This window comes from Pseudovibrio sp. Ad37 (genome assembly GCF_001623075.1).
Lineage (GTDB): Bacteria > Pseudomonadota > Alphaproteobacteria > Rhizobiales > Stappiaceae > Pseudovibrio.
The window spans coordinates 15,598-37,916 of sequence record NZ_LMCF01000106.1; the positions used below are offsets into that span (position 1 = coordinate 15,598).

20 protein-coding genes are annotated in these 22,319 nt (G+C 53.1%); 12 read left to right on the forward strand and 8 right to left on the reverse strand.

Annotated elements, in window-relative coordinates; genetic code table 11:
* Window positions 1–160: 160 nt before the first annotated feature.
* Entirely contained in the window at window positions 161–1,342 is a 1,182-nt protein-coding gene (locus PsAD37_RS16645) for a pyridoxal phosphate-dependent aminotransferase (RefSeq protein WP_063297156.1), read from the forward strand.
* A gap of 9 nt (window positions 1,343–1,351) precedes the next feature.
* On the opposite strand, the gene PsAD37_RS16650 is transcribed toward PsAD37_RS16645, so the two are convergent.
* Complete coding sequence (locus PsAD37_RS16650) at window positions 1,352–2,404, reverse strand: serine hydrolase (RefSeq protein WP_063297110.1); 1,053 nt, start codon at window positions 2,402–2,404, stop codon at window positions 1,352–1,354.
* 313 nt (window positions 2,405–2,717) lie between these two features.
* On the opposite strand from PsAD37_RS16650, the gene PsAD37_RS16660 reads away from it, so the two are divergent.
* Window positions 2,718–3,191 (forward strand): RidA family protein, encoded by a 474-nt coding sequence (locus PsAD37_RS16660; RefSeq protein ID WP_063297112.1) that lies wholly within the window; start codon window positions 2,718–2,720, stop codon window positions 3,189–3,191.
* Window positions 3,192–3,230: 39 nt separating this feature from the next.
* Here PsAD37_RS16660 and PsAD37_RS16665 read toward each other — a convergent pair whose 3' ends face one another.
* Genes PsAD37_RS16665 through PsAD37_RS16675 form a run of 3 tightly spaced genes read right to left on the reverse strand, consistent with a single transcriptional unit; the run spans window position 3,231 to window position 6,795 of the window.
* Window positions 3,231–4,784 carry an MFS transporter gene (locus tag PsAD37_RS16665; RefSeq protein ID WP_063297113.1) on the reverse strand — a complete coding sequence of 518 codons (1,554 nt, stop codon included), beginning with the start codon at window positions 4,782–4,784 and terminating at the stop codon, window positions 3,231–3,233.
* A 23-nt stretch (window positions 4,785–4,807) separates the two neighbouring features.
* Window positions 4,808–5,707, reverse strand: a complete 900-nt coding sequence (locus PsAD37_RS16670; RefSeq protein WP_063297114.1) for an alpha/beta fold hydrolase — start codon at window positions 5,705–5,707, stop codon at window positions 4,808–4,810.
* Window positions 5,704–6,795 (reverse strand): patatin-like phospholipase family protein, encoded by a 1,092-nt coding sequence (locus tag PsAD37_RS16675; RefSeq protein ID WP_208991921.1) that lies wholly within the window; start codon window positions 6,793–6,795, stop codon window positions 5,704–5,706. The genes PsAD37_RS16670 and PsAD37_RS16675 overlap by 4 nt, the downstream gene beginning before the upstream one ends.
* Before the next feature lie 337 nt (window positions 6,796–7,132).
* Between PsAD37_RS16675 and PsAD37_RS16680 the strand changes: the two genes are divergently transcribed.
* Both PsAD37_RS16680 and PsAD37_RS16685 read left to right on the forward strand, forming a co-directional pair.
* On the forward strand, window positions 7,133–7,582 hold the full coding sequence (locus PsAD37_RS16680) for a hypothetical protein (RefSeq protein WP_208991922.1): 450 nt from the start codon (window positions 7,133–7,135) through the stop codon (window positions 7,580–7,582).
* 188 nt (window positions 7,583–7,770) lie between these two features.
* On the forward strand, window positions 7,771–8,547 hold the full coding sequence (locus PsAD37_RS16685; RefSeq protein ID WP_063297116.1) for an alpha/beta hydrolase: 777 nt from the start codon (window positions 7,771–7,773) through the stop codon (window positions 8,545–8,547).
* A 58-nt stretch (window positions 8,548–8,605) separates the two neighbouring features.
* Here PsAD37_RS16685 and PsAD37_RS16690 read toward each other — a convergent pair whose 3' ends face one another.
* Together PsAD37_RS16690 and PsAD37_RS16695 are read right to left on the reverse strand one after the other, a co-directional pair.
* Window positions 8,606–10,327 carry an amidohydrolase gene (locus tag PsAD37_RS16690; RefSeq protein ID WP_063297117.1) on the reverse strand — a complete coding sequence of 574 codons (1,722 nt, stop codon included), beginning with the start codon at window positions 10,325–10,327 and terminating at the stop codon, window positions 8,606–8,608.
* 93 nt (window positions 10,328–10,420) lie between these two features.
* A complete protein-coding gene (locus PsAD37_RS16695; RefSeq protein ID WP_063297118.1) occupies window positions 10,421–11,809 on the reverse strand; it encodes a cytochrome P450 in 1,389 nt (462 codons plus the stop codon).
* A gap of 358 nt (window positions 11,810–12,167) precedes the next feature.
* Between PsAD37_RS16695 and PsAD37_RS16700 the strand changes: the two genes are divergently transcribed.
* The 5 genes from PsAD37_RS16700 to cyoD all read left to right on the forward strand — a co-directional run bounded on the left by PsAD37_RS16700 (window position 12,168) and on the right by cyoD (window position 16,594).
* Window positions 12,168–12,593 (forward strand): nuclear transport factor 2 family protein, encoded by a 426-nt coding sequence (locus PsAD37_RS16700; protein ID WP_063297119.1) that lies wholly within the window; start codon window positions 12,168–12,170, stop codon window positions 12,591–12,593.
* A gap of 169 nt (window positions 12,594–12,762) precedes the next feature.
* Entirely contained in the window at window positions 12,763–13,689 is a 927-nt protein-coding gene (cyoA, locus tag PsAD37_RS16705) for a ubiquinol oxidase subunit II (protein ID WP_208991923.1), read from the forward strand.
* Window positions 13,683–15,680 (forward strand): cytochrome o ubiquinol oxidase subunit I, encoded by a 1,998-nt coding sequence (gene cyoB / locus PsAD37_RS16710; RefSeq protein WP_063297120.1) that lies wholly within the window; start codon window positions 13,683–13,685, stop codon window positions 15,678–15,680. The genes cyoA and cyoB overlap by 7 nt, the downstream gene beginning before the upstream one ends.
* Window positions 15,677–16,285 carry a cytochrome o ubiquinol oxidase subunit III gene (gene cyoC / locus PsAD37_RS16715; RefSeq protein WP_063297121.1) on the forward strand — a complete coding sequence of 203 codons (609 nt, stop codon included), beginning with the start codon at window positions 15,677–15,679 and terminating at the stop codon, window positions 16,283–16,285. Before cyoB ends, cyoC begins: the two co-directional genes overlap by 4 nt.
* A gap of 9 nt (window positions 16,286–16,294) precedes the next feature.
* The gene (gene cyoD, locus PsAD37_RS16720; RefSeq protein ID WP_063297122.1) at window positions 16,295–16,594 is read left to right on the forward strand and encodes a cytochrome o ubiquinol oxidase subunit IV; all 300 of its coding nucleotides are present in this window, start codon (window positions 16,295–16,297) and stop codon (window positions 16,592–16,594) included.
* Here cyoD and PsAD37_RS16725 read toward each other — a convergent pair.
* Both PsAD37_RS16725 and PsAD37_RS16730 read right to left on the reverse strand, forming a co-directional pair.
* Window positions 16,563–17,624: a glycosyltransferase family 1 protein gene (locus tag PsAD37_RS16725; protein WP_063297123.1), complete on the reverse strand. Its 1,062-nt coding sequence runs from the start codon at window positions 17,622–17,624 to the stop codon at window positions 16,563–16,565. The genes cyoD and PsAD37_RS16725 overlap by 32 nt on opposite strands.
* An 18-nt stretch (window positions 17,625–17,642) precedes the next feature.
* Window positions 17,643–18,788 carry an NAD-dependent epimerase/dehydratase family protein gene (locus tag PsAD37_RS16730; RefSeq protein WP_063297124.1) on the reverse strand — a complete coding sequence of 382 codons (1,146 nt, stop codon included), beginning with the start codon at window positions 18,786–18,788 and terminating at the stop codon, window positions 17,643–17,645.
* A gap of 566 nt (window positions 18,789–19,354) precedes the next feature.
* Here PsAD37_RS16730 and dctP point away from each other — a divergent pair.
* The 3 genes from dctP (at window position 19,355) to PsAD37_RS16745 (ending at window position 22,310) form a co-directional block, all read left to right on the forward strand.
* Window positions 19,355–20,344 carry a TRAP transporter substrate-binding protein DctP gene (gene dctP, locus PsAD37_RS16735; RefSeq protein ID WP_063297125.1) on the forward strand — a complete coding sequence of 330 codons (990 nt, stop codon included), beginning with the start codon at window positions 19,355–19,357 and terminating at the stop codon, window positions 20,342–20,344.
* A gap of 121 nt (window positions 20,345–20,465) precedes the next feature.
* Window positions 20,466–21,029, forward strand: a complete 564-nt coding sequence (locus tag PsAD37_RS16740; RefSeq protein ID WP_208991924.1) for a TRAP transporter small permease — start codon at window positions 20,466–20,468, stop codon at window positions 21,027–21,029.
* A 9-nt stretch (window positions 21,030–21,038) separates the two neighbouring features.
* The gene (locus PsAD37_RS16745) at window positions 21,039–22,310 is read left to right on the forward strand and encodes a TRAP transporter large permease (protein ID WP_063297126.1); all 1,272 of its coding nucleotides are present in this window, start codon (window positions 21,039–21,041) and stop codon (window positions 22,308–22,310) included.
* The last annotated feature ends 9 nt before the right edge of the window (window positions 22,311–22,319 follow it).

The window sequence follows — 22,319 nt, forward strand, 5'->3', positions numbered from 1 at the left end:
GCTCTTTCCCTCGCAAACTCTTGACGAAATCTCTATCCTGGAAATTTCTATTTGCTGATATATGAATAGACTTCAGGACGGTGGTGCTTTGGGTCTTATTTCGATCCCAAGGCTCACTGAGGTTGATCATTGTTTGAAATCCGGGCGGACGGGCAACATATTGACGAGTATAGCAAAACAAGGGCTGGTAAGCCGCGCAATTCAGGTTCCTCCATCCATCACGCGAGAGCTGGCAAATACTGCCATGAGCGTGGAGGGTCTTATTCCTTTGTGGTTTGGGGAGCCAAACATCCCTACCCCCAAATTCATTTGTGATGAGGCGGCACGGTCTTTGTCCGCGGGAGAAACGTTTTACGCAGAAGGCCTCGGACGGCCTTATTTGCGAGAGGCGATCTCAGGCTATATGAGTGAGCTTTACAACAAGCCTATCGGCGTGGATCGTGTTGCGGTCACAGTCTCCGGCGGCAACGCGCTCAATCTGGCCTTTCAGTGTGTGCTGGAAGAAGGCGATACCGTTGTCACGCTGACGCCCGCCTTCCCAAATCTGCTCTCCATTCCCAAGCTGCAAGGTGCCCGCACAGTCACCCACTCTCTTGAAGTGAAGGACGGCAAGTGGTCATTGGATGTGGAGGGTTTTTTAGAAACCGCCAGGGGCGCAAAGGTGGTGTTGCTCAACTCACCGTCCAACCCGACGGGCTTTATGCTGACCAAACATGAGATTGCGCGAATTATGGAAGTTCTGCGCGAACGTGGTACATGGCTGATCTCTGATGAGGTTTATGCCCGAACAGTTTACTCCGGCAAGGCAGCTCCGTCGTTTCTTGAGGTGTCCGAGCCGGAAGATCGCCTGATCGTGGTGAACTCCTTTTCCAAATCATGGGCCATGACTGGCTGGCGTTTAGGCTGGCTCACCTTGCCACCAAGCCTGACGCCTGTTGTCGAAAAGATCGCCGAGTTCTCCATCGCCAGTGCCCCGCCGTTCTCTCAGCGCGCAGCGGTGGTTGCACTTCAGCAGGGTGAGGAGTTTGTTGCGCAAATGGCAAAGAACTACCAGCACGCACGAGATCTGGTATGCTCGCGCCTGCTCACCCATGAGGGCGTGACCTGCCCTGTGCCAGAAAGTGCTTTTTATGCTTATTTCAAGGTGGAGGGCGTGACGGATTCCGTCGCTTATGCCCGCATGCTGATTGAAAAAGCCAAGGTGGGGCTCGCGCCGGGAGATGCGTTTCTTGTTGGAGAGCCGGGTTGGTTCCGTCTGTGCTTTGCGCAAACGGATGAGCAGCTCAACGAAGCCATGGCGCGGCTGTCACCATTCCTTGCCAATGCGCGGGAAACGGTGTGACTCTGTAAGTTAGAACCAATGATAGGAGGGCAGCGTCCCTCCTATTGTATGGAGAATAAGCGGTTCGATCTTCTCAAAGAGCTTCTCATTGTTGGAAAGTACCACAATCCCCATATCCTCCTGCGGATAACCAACTGTGTAAGAGCGATAACCCGGATTGCTGCCCCAGTGCCAGATGGAGCTGTTTGGCTTGGTGGCCTGAAGCCCCCATCCCATAGACCAGCCGATCTTGCCGGTCACAGTCTTGTGGGTTTGCAGCATGCGCTCTTTCAGCTCGGGCTCTGCGGCCTCATCCATCATAGCAACCAGAAAGCGGGCGTAGTCTCCAGCCGTAGTGTGCAGGCTCCATGCCGCATTGCCGATGGCGGGTTTCCGCTTGTCTTTTATCCGGTCTCCCTCTGCATCATACCCAAAGCGGATGCGATAATCGTAGGCTCGCTGCCAGAGATAGCTGGTGGATGACATGCCAAGCGGCTCAAACACATGGATGCGCGCCAGCGTCTCAAGGTTTAGTCCCGTTCGCCGTTCCAGCACCTGCTGCAACAAGGCATAGCCGGAACCGGAATAGGTAAACTCCGTCCCCGGATCAAACCGCAGTTTCAGCGGATCTTTCTCGTCAAAGTTGGCGAGGCCGGAGGTATGAGAGAGCAGCATACGAGCGGTGATGCGCTTCAATCGTGGGTCAGAGCCTTCAAACAGATCCGGAGCGTACTGGTAGAGCGGGCGTTCCAGCGAGAGGATATCCAAATCCACCAGTTTCAGCGTCAGATAGGCGAAGACGGGCTTGCCGAGGGAGGCAACTTCAAAAATAGGTTCTTGCGCCCCAACCACAGTTTTACCGCTGCTCGATTTGTCGTAGAGACGGATAAATTCGACCCTCCCCTGACGAACCACCGCCACGCTCAGGCTTGCATCCGGATTGCTGCGTTGGATACCTTTTGCGTGCTCGTCCAGCTTTGCAATCATATCTGCTTGTGGGGCTGATTTTTGCAGAGGCGTGGAGTCATTGCAGCCACTGAGCGCCAGAAGTCCTGCCAAAACTGTTAGTGTTCGTAGATGCATCAAGAAGCCGTTTTAAAATCAGGTGGTGCCAAGGTGTCTATGCAAATCGCCGGGGCATCGCACCGGTTTCCCTTGGAGCATACGCCTAAGAAGATGAATGAGAGATTGGTCTGGGCGGTTAATTTTGGCCAAACCTCTAAGCAAACAAAATGGCACCAATGCGTCAGGTTGTAATTTGCTACGAAAGATACAACCTCGGACCCATCAGAAAAGTCGAAATAGCTGTTGACCTCAACTTAGCTTGAGGACTTAAAAGCCCTGTTGTGAAACCGGAACCTTACATGTTTCGGTCAAAGAACAGAATGAGCTGATCATGAAAACAATTGCTAGTTTACCCCTTGGAACCTTGATGATTGCCGCTGCCGGCATGGCACATGCAGAAGGTTTGGAGCGCATCAACCCATCCACCATTTTCGATACCAGCCCTTGGGGCTTTACGCAGGTTGTTGTGGCTCCCTCAAACGCAAAAACGGTTTATATTTCAGGTCAATTCAGCGGCGACATAGACGGGAACGTTTTGGGTAAAACGGTTGGCAAACAAGCCGAGATTGCCTTCTCTAATCTGCGTAAGGCGATTGCAGCCTCTGGAGGAAAACCAGAGCATGTGGTCAAGATAAAAGTGCTTGTTACCGGTCATGGTGAAGATAAACTGCATGCGATTAAGGAACAGGCGGATAAACTTTTCGGGCAGCACCTTCCTGCCAGCACACTCATCCCCGTTGACCGTTTGGCATTGGACGGCATGTTGTTTGAGATAGATGCAACACTGGCAATCCCACAGAGCTAACCTGCATATGCTCCCGCCCGATTGTAAGGCGGGAGTTTTTTACTCACTTGCAGGTGTCTTTGGCGCGGGATTGTCCGGGGCTGGTGGCCTTCGCCGTGGTGTATGGCCCTTGAAGGCCCAAAGGGACATGACAGCGGCGCCTGCCAACACCAAAGCGCTGAAGAAAAAACCATCTGCAAGTGCACGGCTGCTGATTGCTTTGAGGATGTAAAGCGATTGCGGCCAGCGCTCGTGCAGCAAGGCGGCTGCAGCAGGTTGATCCCCCATGAACTTGTAGAGCAACAACTGCAACAGTTCCCGGTCTTTATCGTTGGGCTCCATCAGCTCAGCTGCGGCGGAAAACATGGTTTTTTCCCGCCAGTTGATGAGCGCCCCCACACAGGCAATGCCAAACACACCGCCCACTTGCCGGCAGGTTTGCAGCAAGGCCGTGGCGCGAGCACGGGCGAGCAGAGAAACGTGGGAGAGAGCTTCAGCTGAAACGGAACTGACGAGAAACCCCAGTCCGGCCCCCATCAACATCATTCCGGGAAAGAGCATCCAGAGGTTGTTGTAGTAGATCACAAGGGCCTGTATGAAGAAGCCTGTGCCCATGGCCAGACTGCCGCAAACTGCAAGATTGCGGAAACTAATTTTGCCCACCAGACGTCCCCCGAACTGAGCGCAAATGATGATTGTCAGCACCACTGGCAACATGGATAGGCCCGCTTGAAAGGGCGTCAGACCCAAGACGTTTTGCAGGAAAACGGCGCCGAACACCACCTGTGCTAACAAGCCAAACGGAATGCAGAAGAGCAGCAGGCAGCAGCCCAGATAGACCTTGTTTTCAAGTAATGAGAACTGGATGAATGGTTGCGCGACGCGGTGCCTGCGGGCAAATAGCAGGTAACAGATCAGGGCTACGAACCCGAGCGAGACAAGCCCTTCCCCCAATGTTAGGCGATAATCGCCAAACCGTTGAACCGCAACGGTGAACACCAGCAATGCCATGACAAAAAGAGCTGCGCCCAGAAAGTCAAAACTGCCGGTTTCTCGGGAAGTTTTACCCTTACCGATTGCAAAGGCCATGATCAAAACAGCGGCTCCAATGGGCACGTTGAGCAAAAACACCAGCCGCCACGAGAACAGCTGTACCAGCGTACCGCCCACCAGTGGCCCTGCTGCCATAAAGACCAGGCCAGCACCGACATAATGTGCCAGTGCCTTGCCCCTTTCATCTGCCGGATAAGCGGAAAACACGAGAGCCGTTGCCGCAGGCTGCATCAATGCGGCGCCGAGCCCCTGAAACACACGAGATGTGATGAAGATGTCCCCCGTTGGGGCATAGGCACAGGCGAGCGAAGCGGCTGTGAACAGGGCTACACCGATGCGAAGAGAGGTGAAGTAGCCGAACTTATCGCCCAGCCAGCCACCACACATCAACATGGAGGCAAGCGCGATCAAGTAGGCATTGACCGCCCATTGCAGGTGTACCGGACCAAAGGCATAGGTGCGCTGAAGAGACGGCAGAATAATGCCCAATACAGTCTGATCGATCATGACCAGAGCGAGTGCTCCGATCATATTCAACAAAACCAGATGTTTGCGGGCCATGCTTGTCTCCACTCGTTTACGGTTCAGGCACGGTTTTCAATTTGAGCCATGAAGCCCATCAGCGCTTCTATGCATTGCGGTTCATCCAACAAGGGACAGTGCCCGCGATTGGGAATATCCACCGATTGCATGTGAGGAGCCATGTTCTTCATGGAGCGGATGGTAACGGCAGTGGTGACATCCGACAGCTCACCGCGAATAGACAGGACAGGAAGCTCAAGGTCGGCGGCGCGTTGGTGCGCCTGCCACAGGTCACGGAAGTTCTCTTTGTTCTCGGAGAGTGCAACGCCGAGATTGTCGTCGTAGCGATGGTGCCATTTGCCGTTTTTGCGACCATACATGGACAGCGCCATGCGCTCCCACTGGTCCTCCGGTAAGTTTATAAATTGGTTGCCTACGTGCTCTTTGATGGTGTTGACCACCGCACTCAGCTCCTCTTCGTCCTCTAGCTGTCCGGCATACCCAAAGATGCGCGACATGCCAGCAAACTCTATTGTGGCACCAAGGTCATTAAGCACTGTGCCAGCCAGCATATCCGGGTGATCCTCCACCATCAGCATAGCAAGCAAAGCGCCGAGGGAGGACCCAAGCAGCACCACGGGCGGTTCTCCGGTGGACTTCCAGAACTCGTAGATATCGCGGAGGTAAACGGTGGTGTTGTAGTTGCTGTAATCCGGGTCATACTCCGATAAATCCCGCCCACGCAGGCTCAATGCGTAGATCTTGGAGGTTTCGCTCAGCTGGACGGCCATAGGGTCCAGATCGCGAGCACAGCGGGTCAGGCCCGGCAAAGCGATGATAGCGGGTTTTCGGGTGGTGCCGTTGCCATACACACGATAATTGAGCTTGATACCGTCGGACGCCTTGAACCATTTGTTCTCATAGGCGCCGCTGTCATATTTGCTTTCGTCAATCTCACTCATTGGCACCTCTTTTCGTCCGGGTGCGGTTTGTGCTCTGAGTGGGTGTTGTCGGTCATATGGCCTTCGTACGTCGCCGATATGATGGCCTCAATATGGTCGGCGTAATTGATCAACGCCTGATCCGCAGCCAAATATCCGGTCTTGATGCGCTCGTTGATGCTCTTGGGTTCAAAATCCACCACACCGGTCAGTGCATTGTGCTCAGCCTTTACGGTGATGATGTGGGAGATCGCACGCATTTTCATGAGCGAACGGTAGTGATCACAGTCTCTGATGGGAGAATCCTGAGGCACCAGTTTGTCCAGGGCGTAGAGCATATGCGAGTAATGCTGAGCGCACTTGTCGCCGTCTAGCATGAGCCAGAACTTGTCCTCAAACATGAGCTCCGTCATGCGGTAGACCGCTTCTTCTACTGTGGTGGGAATGATGCCTTCCGGACAGAACAGCTCGATCAGGAAGATTGGCATATGAGAGACTTGGTAGTCATCCAGAATGCGCAGAAGTGAACGGATCGGTGTATTGTCGTAAAGTCCGCCGTCCCAGTAATAATGACCGTCCAGCTCAATCGGTGGGAAACCCGGAGGCAGAGATCCACTGGCCATGATGTGCTTGGAGGTGAGGTAGTGATCCCGGTTGGAGAACCGCTCAATCTGCCCCGTTGCCACGTTGGTTGCTGTGATCACCAGCCGTGGTGCATCCTCGCTGTTGAGGCGCTCAAAGTCGATGAACTTTTCCATGGTCTCAAGCGCAGGGGTGATGTCGTAGATGCTGGGGCGATTTTCACTCATGAAAGACGGCGGATGCAGCTTGAAAAAGCGAGGGTGACCCATGCTGGCACGCAGCAGCTTCTGGCTGGAATGCCATATGAAGCCGGGCGCGTGGCTCAGATGCTCCCATAGGGCGTGGAGGGTCTCGATAGGGTCGCCGAGTTTTGGGGCCGCAATGACAGCCGCATTCAGCGCACCAATGGAGGTGCCAGTGATGATTTCCGGCTCGAAGCCTGCCTGATAAATGCGGGTGAGCGCACCAACCTCATAGGCTCCAAGAGCTCCACCGCCTTGCATGACAAGGCCAACTCCTTGTGTCATCTACCGTCCTTCCGACAGGGTTTCCTGCATTCCCCCGGCGCACTCCGGCTGTCAGAGAAAGACCTCTTTCTCACCCAACCCAGAGAACAGACGTGATGATGAGCGGCCCGAAAAAGCCCACCTCACGGTTGAAGCTTAGGCGCGAACCTCCAAAGAAAACATAAAGCCTTTCAGAAAATCGTGCTTTTGAAAGGCGAGAGAAATCACTCAGGCGTAAGCCTTTGCTGACACTATGGCTCATTACAATTTCGGCCTCGATGCAATGAAGTCATAACTCAATGAAAACAAACTATTATACAGCTTCGCACAGAAGCTGAAGAACCTGCGGAACGTAGCGGTGCTCGCTCTGGTTGGGCTTTCACTGGCAGCGTGCCAAACAACCATTACGGCTAAAGACATTGAAGCAGCGCGCGTAAATGTTGCAAAGCTGACTGTGACTGGCGATTGGAAATACCAAGGGCTCCACAACGTCTTGGGCAAAGACTACGATAAAGACATCATCGTTAAAGCCACAAAGAGGGCCTTAAAGACCAAGTTGAAAGACTTGCATGGCTCGACACGCGTCAACGTTGATGTCACGGTGCGGAGCTTCTTCATTTCCAACATGGGATATGATGTTCTCTTCGGTACTGGTGCATCCTCTATGGCTGGCACAGTAACGGTTATCGACGCAAGGACAGGTAAGATCATTATTAAAGACGAGTGGGTAGGCACTGCGGTGGCAAACCCCGAAGTATTTGCCGAACAGGTCATGGCTGAGATTTTGCGATCGACAAAGAAGCCCTAGTGACTTCAAATAGCAGCCGTTGCTCTATGCAGCGGCATGCTGCTGTTTGTTAGCCCGCTCTGGCTCAAACCAGTTGACGAAGCGGACCTATAACATCTTACGAGACGCTTACAATTCGTTGAGCCTGACCTGATAAAGCAACTATGGTGGGGGCACCGTTTGGCCCCTTCCTTTCTTAGGAGCTTCAGATGCCAAACAGCTCTTTACCTCCAGTCCTGCTTTTGACCGGCACCAACGCTGCGGCCTGGACGATGGATAATGTCCGCATGTCCTTCGAGGCTTCCGGGTATGTCTGTCACAGCCTTACCTATCGGCATCATGACCTGCCACCCGGATCGGAACGCGATGCCAAGCTTGTTGGAGTGAGCATCGCGGATTATGTGGAGGATGCCCGGCAAGCCATAGAAGAGATTGGCGAGGCGCCGGTTGTTGTAGGGCACTCGATCGGCGGGGTTATCGCGCAGCTTCTGGCAGCCGAGAGTGCCATAAAAGCAGGGGTTCTTCTCAACAGCAGCATTGTGAACGGCATTTTGCCGACGACGGACGGGGAGCGCGATCTTGGCAAGCTGCTCATTTCGGCTGGCGCATTTTGGGAACAGGCTCTGGAACAGGATTTCGAGCTTCTGACGAAGTATGGGTTCAACACACTGCCGCCCAATTTACAACGTGACATCCATGCGCGTCTCGGCTCCGAATCCGGGCGGGTGCTTTTCGAGTTTGTCTTCTGGATGTATGACGTTCGCCAAACCACGTTTGTTGACCCGAACAAGGTCTCTTGCCCCTTGCTCTTTGTTTCAGGAACCGAGGACAAGGCTGTGACGCCAAGCACCGCGCGATTGATGGCCGTGCGCTACGAAAACTCGGATTTCCTCGCGGTCAACGGGGCCTGCCACTACATCCAGTTTGAGGACCAGTGGCCAGAGACAGCTGCCAAGGCGCTCGACTGGTTGAGACAGAAACTCTGAGTGGACTGCTCGTTTCGGCTGAGCCAGATACCAGAGGATGGCTAAACCGGCGAGCTTCCTATGTGCTGGTTGGCTCGCTGTCGTCGCCCATCAGCATTTTCCAGATGGCTTTGATAGCCAGTTCCGGATCAAACCAGCTCACAAAGCGGGTATCCACCGGTTGGCCGTTGCGGATCGTCATGGCGGGGCGGATCAGGCGCAAGCCCTGCGGCATCATAACCTGAGGGTTGCCATTGAGCAGAGTAAAGTCGGCCTTCATGCCAACAGCAATCATTCCGAGCGTATCTTCCTGCCCCAGCTGGCGAGCAGCGTTGACTGTCATGGCCTGCAACGCTTCTTCAAGCGTAACAGCCTGATCTGCGCCAACCACCGTGTTGCCACTGGTAGATGTGCGGGACATGGCAGTCTCAACAGTTCCCATCGGGTTCATGGGCGTTGCAGGGTGGTCCCCATGGAAGGTTACCACAGCACCAGCACCCTTTGCATCACGCACAGGCATATAGCGATCCAGCCGCTCTTTGCCAAACAGACTTTCCAGCTGATCACCGTAATGGCTGATGTGATCGACAAAGAAACCAAGAGACACGCCCAGATCAGCTGCTCTAAGGATTTGTTCGTGGGTAATGAGCGCGTTGTGCTCCAGCCGGTGCTCAATGTCATCGCGTGGGTCTTCTGCCTGAATGGCTGCAATCGCCATCAATGCCTGATCGATGGCCCGTTCTCCCTGCGCGTGCATTGCCACTTGCCCGCTGCGTTTGTGCACGTCGCGGAATTTCTCCAACAGTTCAGCATCACTCATGCTGAGGTCACTCTGGTGACCCGTAGACAGGCCTAGACGTTCCAACACCAACTCAGAATCTTCATAGGGCTCATGGGTTGCGGCCCCGCCCGTAAACGGAGACCCATCCAGCCAGAACTTGGCACCCAAGATGGTGAACCGGTCATCCCCGCCAAAGCGCCAGTTGGGAAGCTGATCCTCTGTCAGATAAAGATAGGTTCGCACTGGTGGATTATCTTCCAGCCCAATACGCTGCAACAAACCGACAGGATTGGGATGGCGGCCCACAGCTCCCGTCACGCCAATGGTGGTGTAACCGGCCTTAGCATAGTCTGTGTAGGTCTTGCGCACCAGCAACTCGACCGCCTCATCCGAAGGGGCGGGAATGGCAGAGACAACATGGTTAATCTCTTCCAGCTCTCTCAGCATTGGTCCGCGGCGTGGGTCAACACCGGCTTCTTTCAGCGCAGCTGTATTGGCGTAGGCCTCGTGCATCATCTGGGTCAGAATGAGCATAGGTTTATCAGGAGAGATGGCGTCCAGCTCTGCGAGTGTCGGCGGAGACAGGTCTCTTATCGCAATCGGATCCCAACCGTAGGCGAGCACCCACGGGGTTACGCTGAAATCATCGGCAGAGTCCTGCAAGGCCTGCATGATCTGCATGCGGCTGTCGTATTTAAAAGCGCTGATGTCCGTAGCTGAGCCCAGCAGCGCTGCTGCAATCGGGTGGGTATGGGGTTCAATCAAGCCCGGGATCAATGTGCCTTTGAGGCGTATGATCTCAACATCGGCAAGGTCCTCCAACACCCGCACATCACCAACGGCCATGATCTCGTTGTCATGAACCAGCACGGCCTGCACCTGCGGCAGTTCCGGGTCCATGGTCAATACGTGGTCTGCGGTGACGATGTATTTGCCGGGATAGGTCGGTGGCAGAGAGTACCAATAGTAGCCCGCAGCAGCTCCGATGATGACAACAACCAACCCAGCAATCCAGCGCATACCAACCTCCCAGTTCTTACCCTAACGGAATGATGCATATAATTGGCAGCGATGCCACCCGATAGATTCGGGCTATTCGCAGGTTTTGACCTGCTATTGAGCCATATGATGGCGTTTGATGAGTTTACATCTGAGTTCTGAACGCGCCCGCAAGGCGATACCGGACTCCGGAAAGACCTCGTCAGGCTTCATAACTTTAAAACTGTAAAAGCGTGTCAGGCGGGCTAGCAAGACGATTGCTTGTACCGTTGCAAAACTGGCGCCTGCACACACGCGCGGGCCAACACCAAATGGTATGAAAGCGCTGGTCATGGGGTCGTCAGCGCGTTCAAACCGGTCCGGATCAAAGTGGTCCGGATTGTTCCAATAGGATCTGTGCCGATGCACGATCCACGGTGATATAATGATAAGAGCCCCGCGCGGAATTTTGTGACCGCCTATGGTGCTGTCCTCTTCTGCCATACGGGTCATGAACGCGATTGGTGGATACAATCGCATGGTCTCGCGGAAGACATCCCGTGTGAACGTCAGTTTGGAGATATGCCGGTATTCGATGTTCTCGCCATTGGTGACATTGTCGGTCTCTCTTCTGATGCGCTCCGAATAATCAGGCCGCTGGGAAAGAATGAAAAATGCCCAGTTGAGGATTGCCGATGTGGTCTCGTGTCCGGCAAGGAAAAAAGTTGCGATATGATCTACCAGCTGCTCCTTGCTCAGGGGCTGGCCCGTTTGGGGGTGCCGTACATCAAGCAGTCTCTGGCACATATCATTGTGCTGGCCAAATCGATTGGCGGTATGTTCCTCCACCAGCTCACGCAGCAAGAGACGCAACTCATTGCGAAGAAGCCCCGCTTCCTTTGGCATGGGAGTTTTGGGGGCGTCTGGCGTTCCGCGCAAGATCATCTTGCGCGCCCATGTTGTCGTGATGGATTGGTAACGTGAAGACAGCGAAAACACCATGCGTGCCCGATCATTGTCAACCGGATGCGAAAAGATAGTGCGGAAGATGATATCGGCTGTCAATCGGTTCATTTCATCGCGCAAGCTGATGGTCTTACCGAGCTGTGACATTTGATCCAGAAAAGAGAGAAACTGCGTGCAGGCACTCTGAACGTGCTTGCACGCACCACGAATGCTGACATGGGAAAACACGGGGGCAATCATTTCCCGCTGCTCTTCCCATTTAGGACCACTGACGAGGATGGTGCTCTCACCAATCACTGGCTTGAGCGTATCCACCATCACATCGGATTTGGGAAAGGAAAGGCGTTTCTCGACCAGAACCTCATTGACCAGATCAGGCGCGTTCACAAGGAAACAGGGGCGCCGGGTAAAATAGATCCTCTCCATCGGGCTGTTGAAGAATTCTCCGGGGATCAGCGTTAAAACGTTGCGCGCCCAGAACACGCGAAACAGACGCAGACCACGAAGTGGCTTGCAAGGCGTAGGAGCCGGTGGCTTATAGAGGATGGAGTCGGGCATGTGTTGCTGCTTCTCCGCGGTACATATCGATCGCGTGACAACTGTGTTTGCTCATTTTCTGCTCTGGAACGTGAAAAACAAAAAAACGCCAGATAACGCAAAAAACGCATAAACCTTTCAAAATCCACGCAACTAAAACTTCCTGTTATATTTCTAACACTTAGCTAGCTAATGCTGCCCTAAGGAAACCACGCAAAAATCTGCGTTTCTCTTCATAAATCCTCAAACAAGCGTGCACTTGTTCCCGTCTCCTCTGGTTAGGTTGACCATTACGTCAATATGGGTTTGACTGGGAAGGCTCTGACTCTCCTGCCTGTGTTTTAGGAGAACAAAAAGAGACACCGGGGAGGATAAGACGATGTCGACACCATATTCTGAGAAGTTGCAAAAGTGGCTGGATATGCTGGAGGGGGGCAAAGATCTGGCGAAGTTGTCCGCTTTGATTGCCAAGGACTGCGTGTTTTACAGCCCCGTGGTGCACACGCCGCAACGCGGACAGCAGATGACAGTCATGTACCTTTACGGTGCAGCGCAAGTGCTGGGCGTCAACAACACCTTCAAATACGTGCGTATTCTGGATTGTGGCGACAACGCTGTGCTGGAGTTCGAAACAGAGGTCGATGGCATCTACATCAACGGCGTTGATATGATCCATTGGAACGAGGACGGCCTGATTGACGATTTCAAGGTCATGCTGCGCCCGTTGAAGGCGTTGACCATGGTGCAGGCGAAAATGGCAGAAATGCTGGAAGGCCTTAAAGCTCCTGCAAATGCGGGGGGATAAATTGAAAGAGACGGGGGAGTAATTGATAACCATCTCTGTGCTCCCCTCAAAGAATTGGTTCCTGAAATCTCATGGGTATCAGGCCCTCGGGCAGAGACCTTAAATATTCTGTAATCCTCACCCCCTTGAAATATCCCCGTTAGGTCACCCACTCCTGCGCGGGATTACGATGAAACATTTCATTTCAAAACCTTTCATAACGGGAATAACTCTGCTGGGCCTCCTGCTTGTATTAGTTGGATGTGGCTTGCAGACCTCTCCTGTTGCCGACCCCAAAGGCCCCATCGCCATACTCGAACGGGATCTGCTTTACACCGCTTTCTTCATTATGCTGATCGTGGTTATTCCCGTTTATTTTATGGTGTTCTGGTTTATTTGGCGCTACCGGGCCAAAGGCGGGACGGGTGAATACAAGCCGGACTGGCACAAATCCAGCATTATCGAGGTGGTTGTCTGGTCCATTCCCGCGGCCATCATCATCACGCTTGGCTATCTGGTCTGGACGTATTCCTACAAGCTCGATCCCTACAAAAAGATCGCGACGCCGGAAAACACCATCAATGTGCAAGTGGTGGCGCAGGATTGGAAGTGGCTCTTCATCTATCCGGAGCTTGGCATTGCCTCGGTCAATGAGCTTGCCTTCCCCGTGGATAAGGCCATCAGCCTGCAACTGACCTCTGACACCGTCATGAACTCCTTTCTCATCCCCGCATTAGGGGGACAAATCTATGCCATGGCGGGGATGACCAGTCAGCTGAATCTGCAGGCCAATGAGACCGGACGCTTTCGTGGTCGCAACACGCAGTATAGCGGTGACGGGTTTTCCATGCAGTTTTTTGATGCGGTTGCCATGACGCAGGAAGAGTTTGATGAGTGGGTTGCCAACGCAAAATCTCAACCCAAACCACTTTCCACGGTCACCTACGGTCAATTGGCGCAGCCGACCATTGGGCACGATGTGGAGTACTTCTCATGGGTCAAACTCGGTCTATATGAGGAGATTTTGAAGAAGTATGCCCGACGGCCAGAGACCACCTTGCGCAGACATCCACCAGCGACAACCCAGCCAGCTTGTGAGGGGGATACACCATGTTAGGAAGATTAGGATTTGATTCCCTCCCCTTTTACAGCGCCGTCGCATTTAGTGGTGCATCCGTAACCGTGTTGGGCGGACTGGTTGTCTTTCTGCTGGTCACTTATTTCGGTAAGTGGCGGTATTTCTGGAATGAATGGCTGACGAGCCTCGATCACAAACGCATCGGCATCATGTATATCGCCCTTGCCTTAGTGATGCTGGTGCGCGGCTTTGTGGATGCGCTGATGATGCGCTCACAGCAAGCCATTGCGTTGAATAACGATGGTTATCTTGCGCCGGAGCACTTCGATCAGGTGTTCAGTTCACATGGCACGATCATGATCTTCTTCATGGCCATGCCGTTCCTGACCGGCCTGATCAATATCGTGGTGCCTCAGCAGCTCGGTGCCCGTGATGTGGCCTTCCCGTTTATGAATTCCATCAGTTTGTGGCTGACAGCATCCGGTGCTGCGCTGGTGATGGTTTCCCTTGTCATCGGCAAATTTTCGACGGCTGGGTGGACCGGCTACCCGCCGTATTCCGGCGCTGAGTATAGTCCGGGTGTGGGCGTTGATTACTGGATCTGGGCGCTGCTGGTCAGCGGTGTGGGCAGCACCATGACGGGGATTAATTTTGTTGTCACGATCATAAAGTGCCGTGCGCCCAAAATGCGCCTGATGCAGATGCCCCTGTTCACCTGGACCACTTTATGCACCAGCCTCCTCATGTCTTTCGCTTTTCCGGCACTGACAGTTGTTGCTGCGATGCTCGGATTGGACCGGATTCTTGGGTTTCACTTCTTCACCAATGACGCTGGCGGTAACATGATGAATTACGCCAATCTGATTTGGATCTGGGGACACCCGGAAGTTTATATCCTCATACTACCCGCATTCGGAGTTTTCTCCGAAGTGACTGCAACCTTCTCTCAAAAAAGGCTTTTTGGATATCGGTCACTGGTTTACGCAACAGCGGTAATTACCATTCTATCCTTCACCGTTTGGCTGCATCACTTCTTCACCATGGGTTCCAGTCCCAATGTGAACGCTGTTTTTGGTATTGCGACCATGATTATCGCTGTGCCGACGGGTGTGAAGATTTTTGACTGGGTGTTCACCATGTACAAGGGCCGAATCATCTTCCACCCTGCCATGTTATTCACCATCGGTTTTCTGATTACCTTCGTGCTCGGCGGTGTTTCCGGCGTGTTACTGGCAATCCCACCTGCAGACTTTTTGATGCATAACTCCACCTTCCTTGTGGCGCACTTCCACAACGTGCTGATCCCCGGCGCGGTCTTTGGGTACTTTGCTGGCTTCCAATACTGGTTCCCCAAAGCAACAGGCTTCACGCTCGACAGAGCGTGGGGTGTTCGTACTTTCTGGTTCTGGATTATCGGCTTCTACCTCGCCTTCATGCCTCTCTATGCGCTTGGTTTCATGGGTATGTCTCGCCGAATGGAACGCTATGAAATGGCTGAGTGGCAGCCGTTTCTGATCCTTGCAGCGGTTGGAGCACTGAGTGTGTTGATTGGTATTTTCTGTCAGGGAATGCAGCTTTATGTGAGCATTCGCGACCGTGAGAAGAACAAGGACATCACGGGTGACCCATACAATGCCCGGACTTTGGAATGGCAAACCTCTTCACCACCTGCCGAGTATAACTTTGCCAAGGTCCCGGACGTGCAGGACATTGATGCCTTCTGGGACATGAAGCAGCGCGGCGTGGCTTATGCCCCTGCGCAAGACTACGAGGACATTCACTTGCCGCGAAACACAGGCATTGGTGTCTTCCTCGGTGGCCTCGGGTTCCTCATCGGCTTTGCTGTCACATGGTACATCTGGTGGCTGGTGGCACTTGGCTTCCTTGGGGTGCTGGCGTGTTTGATAACTCGGAGTTCGCAAGATCACACCTACGAGATTATCCCCGCTGCCGAGATTGAGGCTCATGAAAAGGCCCGCATCAAAGCTTTGGAAGCGCACAAACCAACACCGGGGGATTTCTGGTCATGAGCACATACAGCCCCAAAACCACCGGTTCTCCCGGACCGACAGAAGAGACGTTAGATATCAGGGACTTGGGTTTCTGGCTCTACCTGATGACAGACGCGATCATCTTCTCGCTTTTGTTTGCAACTTACGTTGTGATGTTCCAAAACACCGCGACCGGGCCTCTGCCGATTGATGTGTTCGATATCAAACACGTCTTTGCCGAAACCATGTTCCTGTTGTTTTCAAGCGTAACGTTTGGCTTTGCCTCCCTCGCCTCCGTCAGAGAGCATAAAAGTCAGGCAGTGTTCTGGTTGATTGTCACCATCGTGCTTGGCTTAGGTTTTATATCGCTGGAAGTGATTGAATTTGTTGGCATGATTGAATCCGGTGCCGGACCGCAAACCAGCGGGTTTCTCACCGCGTTCTTCACGCTGGTGGGAACTCATGGCGCCCATGTGAGCCTTGGGATGATCGGGATCATGGTGATGATCTTCCAGATTCTCATCAAAGGGCTGACCTCTCCTGTCAAATCCCGCCTCCACCGCCTCGGTATGTTCTGGCATTTCCTTGACATCGTTTGGATCGGCATTTTCTCAATCGTCTACATGCCCGGCTGGCTTATTTAGGAGAGTAAGATGCACCCGCAATCTCACAGTGCAAAGAGGCTGATCACCGGGTTTATCCTCGCGTTGGCGCTCACACTCATTCCGTTTGCCATTGTCTGGACCATGGCGTTTCCGGTTGAACTGACCTTCGGTATCATCGCTTTATGCGCGCTTGTTCAGGTCGGTGTACACCTACACTACTTCCTCGGCATAGATAGCAGAACACCGATTGAGAACGTACTTGCCATATGTTTTGCTGGCGTTCTTATCTTCCTGATGGTCGGTGGCACGCTCTGGATCATGTTTGATCTGTATGAGCGGATGATGTGAGGATATCCTTGGTTTTCTGAGATTGCTCTGCAGAGAAGCTGACGAGGTTATTCAGAAAGTCCTGCGTTGCCCGCTCCCAGGAGAATGTCTTGGCATGGGCGATGCAATCCTCTGGTTTCATTGGTAAAGCACGTTGGATTGCAACTGCGAGATCCTCATCCATTGCCCCAACCGGCGCATCGCCAATGATGTCTTTGGGGCCTGTCACCGGATAGGCTGCGACGGGGATACCACAGGCCATCGCTTCCAGATTAACGAGGCCGAATGTATCGGTTTTAGATGGAAACACCATCACATCCGCCCCGCAATAAGCCTTGATCAGATCATCTCCGGTTTTTGCCCCAGTAAAGACGGCATCTGGGTACCGCTTTGTAAGGGATGCCAGATCCGGCCCATCCCCCACCAGAATCTTTGTTCCCGGCACGTTCAGGCCTAAAAACGCCTCCAGATTCTTCTCGGGTGCAATCCTCCCCACATAGAGCATTATTGGTTTGGGAAGGTCTGCAAACAGATCAGAAGGAACAGGCCGGAACTTCTTCAGCTCAACTCCCCGCCGCCAACGCACCGCACGCTTAATTCCGATACGATTGGCCGTTTCCAACATGGTCTGTGTAGTGACCATGGTGTGGGTGGCTTGATTGTGAAAGGTAATCAACCACTTGTAAAACCAAGCCTTAGGCAGTCCCGTACGCATGGAGGCATACTCCGGGAACTTGGAGAGCCATGAACTGGTGAAGTGATGCGCATTGCGGCGGCAGTATTTGCGAGCGGCCCAACCTAACGGCCCTTCGGTCACCACATGCAATGCATCGGGTTTCAGCTCGCGCAGCATGCAGGAAAGCTTGTAATAGGGGAACAATGCCAGTTTGATATCCGGATAAGTTGGCAGTGGCATTTGGTGAAACTGGTCGGGCGTGATGAGGATAACCTCATGTCCCAGGGCGGATAACTCGCGGCGTGTGATCTCTAAAACACGAACCACCCCGTTGATCTGCGGGTGCCAGGCATCGGAGACAATGACAATTTTCATCGGCCTATCCCCGTAACGTTACCAGAGGGACAAGCAAGGGATTTTAGTCGTATCGCAGCGATCAGAGTATTTTCTCGCAATATCAGTCACTTCCTCAAGCAACCGATCACTCAGCGTGATTGGCTCCAGTCCCATCTCCAAAAATTTATGATTGGCCACCATCAGATCGTTTTCTGCAGCTTCCTTGCGCGGATTTTCCAGATAAGCAATTTCAACATTCGCCATTTTGGCGAGCATCTCGGCCAGATCACGAACCCGGTGAACCTCTGTCATCTGGTTGAGGATCTTCACGCGATCTCCACGCTCTGGTGGATTTTCGACGGCGAGCTGAACGCAGCGCACAGTGTCCTGAATATGGATGAAAGCCCGCTTCTGGCCGCCTGTGCCGTGCACGGTCAGCGGATACCCAATTGCGCCTTGCATGAGGAAGCGGTTGAGTACGGTGCCGTAGTCGCCGTCATAATCAAAACGATTGATGAGCCGCTCGTCCAGTGAGGTCTGCTCGGTCTGTGTGCCCCAGACGATACCCTGATGCAGATCGGTTATCCGCAATCCATAATTCTTGGCGTAGAACTGGAAGAACAGCTGATCCTGCGACTTGGTCATGTGGTAGATGGAACCGGGGTTTGTGGGATAAAGGATCTCCTGCTCGCGCATATCTCCGTTCACATCCAGATGAACCCGCAAGTATCCCTCGGGAATTTCGCAGCCCACCGTGCTGTATCCATAAACCCCCATGGTGCCAAGATGAACGAGGTGCGTATCCAGTTCCGCTTCAACAATTGCAGAGAGCACATCGTTAGTCGCGTTGAGATTGTTTGAAACCGTATAGCGTCGGTGCCACGAAGATTTCATGGAGTAAGGCGCTGCCCGCTGTTCTGCAAAGTGAATGATTGCATCCGGCTTCTCGTGCTTGAGTAAGTGCAGGAGGCGGTCGTAGTCTGTGCCAAGCGTGATATTGGCGAAGCGAATGGTTTTGCCCGTCAACTCCTCCCAGATTGCCAGACGCTCGCTGATCGGCTCAATGGGAGTGAGAGAGGAAACCTCAAGCTCAATGTCGATCTTGCGGTGAGATAGATTATCGACAATGACAACATCATGACCAAGACTGGAGAACAACAGGCTTGTAGGCCAACCACAAAAACCGTCGCCGCCCAGTACCATAACTTTACCCACGAAATCGCCCTTCCCGCCGGCTCACTCATGTCTGAATGAGGTAGCTTCCGATTGGTACAGATTGATGCCCTCGCCTTTTGCCATGACGAAAGTCCTGCATGATTAGCCCACACTCTTTCCGGTGGTTACAATGCGCAGTGCAAACACACGCTAGATAAGCACGTGCGCAGGCTGGCTTCATCTCCATAAAATCAAGGGCAAAGACCGCTGAATATGCAGGGAGCAACGCTGTCGTGCGAGCTGTGCCGTGCACGTCATGTTTATAACTCGGGCTCCTTTCGTTTGAATTTGCCGAAATGTTTTGCGGCAGTCGAAACGTGATTTTCAGAGGAATTGGTCAGATGTGATCCCTGTTAGAGGTCACAGGAACGTAACGGTCACTGGGAGTTCGCCGCAAGGTCTCGCAGACAAGAGATGCCTTTCTAGCCAGCTGGAATTGAGAGATCTGGACAATATAATTACATTTTCTCAGCAATAACGGCCTGTACTTCCGCAAAAAACACTCTCTAATATACCACATATTTCAAAAGATTTGTTTTGGGAGAGGGACACCAATGAGAGTTAAACTAATTTCAATGCTGGGCGCAGCCGCGCTTTCCTTGTCATGCGCGACCGCAATGGCTGCGGAAACAATTCGCGTTACTTTACAGCTGCCTGAAAGCCATAGTCTTGGCCAGAACTGGAATGCCTTCAAGGAAATTATTGAGGAAAAATCGGGTGGTGAGCTGAGTCTTCAGCTGTTCCCGTCTGCGCAGCTGTTTAAGGACAAAGAAGTTCCGGAAGCGGTTGGTTCTGGCGCGATTGAAGCAGGTTCAGCGTTTCTTGGCCGTTTTGCAGGCTCCGTTCCTGCCGTTGAAATCGTCAACCTGCCGTTCTTCTTCCGTGATGAAGACCACCTGAGAGCAGCTGCTGCCAACGGCTCGCCGATGCGTGAGATTCTCGATAAAGCCGTACTGGAAGAAACCGGCGCCCGCGTTTTGTGGTGGCAGGCTTATGGCCGTAACATTTATCTCAACAACGGTGATCCGATCAGAACCCCTGAAGACATCAAAGGTGAAAAAGTTCGTACCTACGGCAAAGTTTTGGGCTGGACTGTTGAAGCACTCGGCGGTGCACCTACTATGATGTCCGGGTCGAAACAGTTCCTCGCTTATCAGCAAGGTGCAGTTGATGTGGGGATGACTGGCACCTCTGGCGTAACCAGCCGCAAACTTTATGAAGTGATGGAGAACATGACCCTCTCCTATGACTTTGCGATTGAGTTTGTTGCAGTGATCAACAACGAGTTGTTCGAGAGCCTTTCTGCTGAAAACCAGCAAATCATTCTGGATGCGGCAGCCGTGGTCGAAAAACAGCTGCGTGATCAGGTGTACTCTGGTGAGGATGCTTTGGTTGAAAGCGTCAAGGACAAGATCAACGTGATCCGCCTCAGCGATGAAGAACGCGCCAAATGGGTGGAAGCAACTGCGTCTGTTCAGGACCGCTTTGTTGAAGCTGCTGGCCCTGTTGGTCAGCAAGCCATTGATGCTGCAAAAGGCATGTAAGATCTACTGGTAGGTTCACCTGCTCAGATCTTCAACTTGATTTGGAAAGGGAGCCATTGGGCTCCTTTCCTGCCCATCCTGTTCTGGGTCCCCTTTATTTTGAGGGAGCCGACTGCACAAAATGATCATTCCAAACAGTGTGTGTCTGCTCTCCGGCAAGTCCATTTGGTGTTCAGCCGTGATTAAGCTCATCGATCATATTTCCGAATTCACCGGCAAATTGGCTGCCTGGGTGTTTTTCGCAATTGGTTTTTTCATCTGTTATGAGGTCGTCTCCCGGTACGTCTTCAACAGCCCGACTGTATGGGTGGATGAAATCTCTCGGATCGGTCAGATCTGGGGGGCTTATCTTGCCGCAGCCTTTGCACTGAAGCACCGCGAGATGATCGTCATTGATGTTGCCTTCCGACGTCCTGATACAGTGCTGCGTAAGGTGGTTGAGACCTTCTCTATTCTGGTGATCCTGCTCTTTTGCATCACTGCGGTTTGGTATGGTTACGGTCTCTGGCTCAAGTCCACATTGCGTGGCCACACCACAGATACTTATCTGGCTTTGCCGAAGTGGTTCACTCATGCCTCCGTATGGGTTGGCTTTGCCTTGTTGGGCCTTCAGTCCATTGCTGAGGCCGTGAAAATCTGGCGCGACGGTGTGCCAGCTGACGATACCTTGCAACATGAGATCTAGGGGCTAAGCATGACTGCGTTTCTCATTCTCGCGGCCTTGCTGCTGCTTCTTATTCTCCGTGTGCCGGTTGCGTTTGCGCTAGGTTCGCTGGGTGTCTTCTTGCTCTGGTATTTTCCGCTGCCACTGAATGCCGTCCCCCAGCGCCTTTATGGCTCAATGGACAGTTTTGAACTTCTGGCCGTGCCTATGTTTCTGCTCATGTCAAACGTGCTGCTGAAAGGTGGTGTGGGCAAGGATCTGTTTGCGGCTGTTCAAAGCTGGGTTGGCCATTGGCCGGGCGGACTTGGCGTGGCGACCATTCTGTCTTGCGGTTTGTTTTCTGCCGTTTCGGGCTCTTCTGTGGCGACCGCGGCCACCATTGCAACAGTTGCGATCCCCGAGATGACCTCTCGCGGTTACGAGCGCCCGTTTGTGCTGGGTATGTTGGCCGCTGGTGGCACATTGGGAATTCTCATTCCCCCTTCAATCCCATTGATCCTGTATGGCATCGTCACTGAGAGTTCGATCCCGAAACTGTTTCTGGCGGGTATTGGTCCCGGCTTGTTCCTGGCCAGCGTGTTCATCATCTACGGCATGCTCTATTCGCGCTTTAACAGCAAGTATGAGCGCATTGAGAAAGCGAGCTGGGCGGAACGCAGGCGCGCGACTTTCATGGCGCTGCCGACAATGCTATTGGCTGGATCAATCATCGGGTCCATCTACATGGGCATCGCCACACCTTCGGAGAGTGCTGGCATTGGCTTTGTCATGGCGCTTCTCATCACATTCGTCATGGGACGGATGAACTGGGAGAAGATGAAGGAAGCCAACCATAAATCCATGAAGACCACCACCATGGTGTTCCTCATCATTGCGGGGGCAAAGGTCTTCTCCTACGCCATCACTCTTTATCGGTTGCCGCAGGATATCTCCACACTGCTCACCACCAACATCTCTGAGCCGGGCCTGTTTATACTCGCCGTTGGTCTGGTGTTGCTGATCGTTGGCTTCTTTCTGGAATCTCTCAGCATGTTGCTGATCATGGTGCCAGTCCTGTTTCCTGCGCTAGTGGGAATGTCCATTGATCCGATCTGGTTTGGCATCTTTTTCGTGGTGCTCATCGAGACTGCGCTGATTACACCACCCGTGGGAATGAACCTCTTTATTATTCAAGCTGTTGGCGGGGCGAAATTGTCAGAGGTCGCCAAAGGTGCGTGGCCGTTTGCACTCATGATGCTGGCAACTGCCGCCCTGCTTTACTTTTGGCAAGGGCTTGCCCTGTATATCCCTTATAACACATAGAAGATGGGC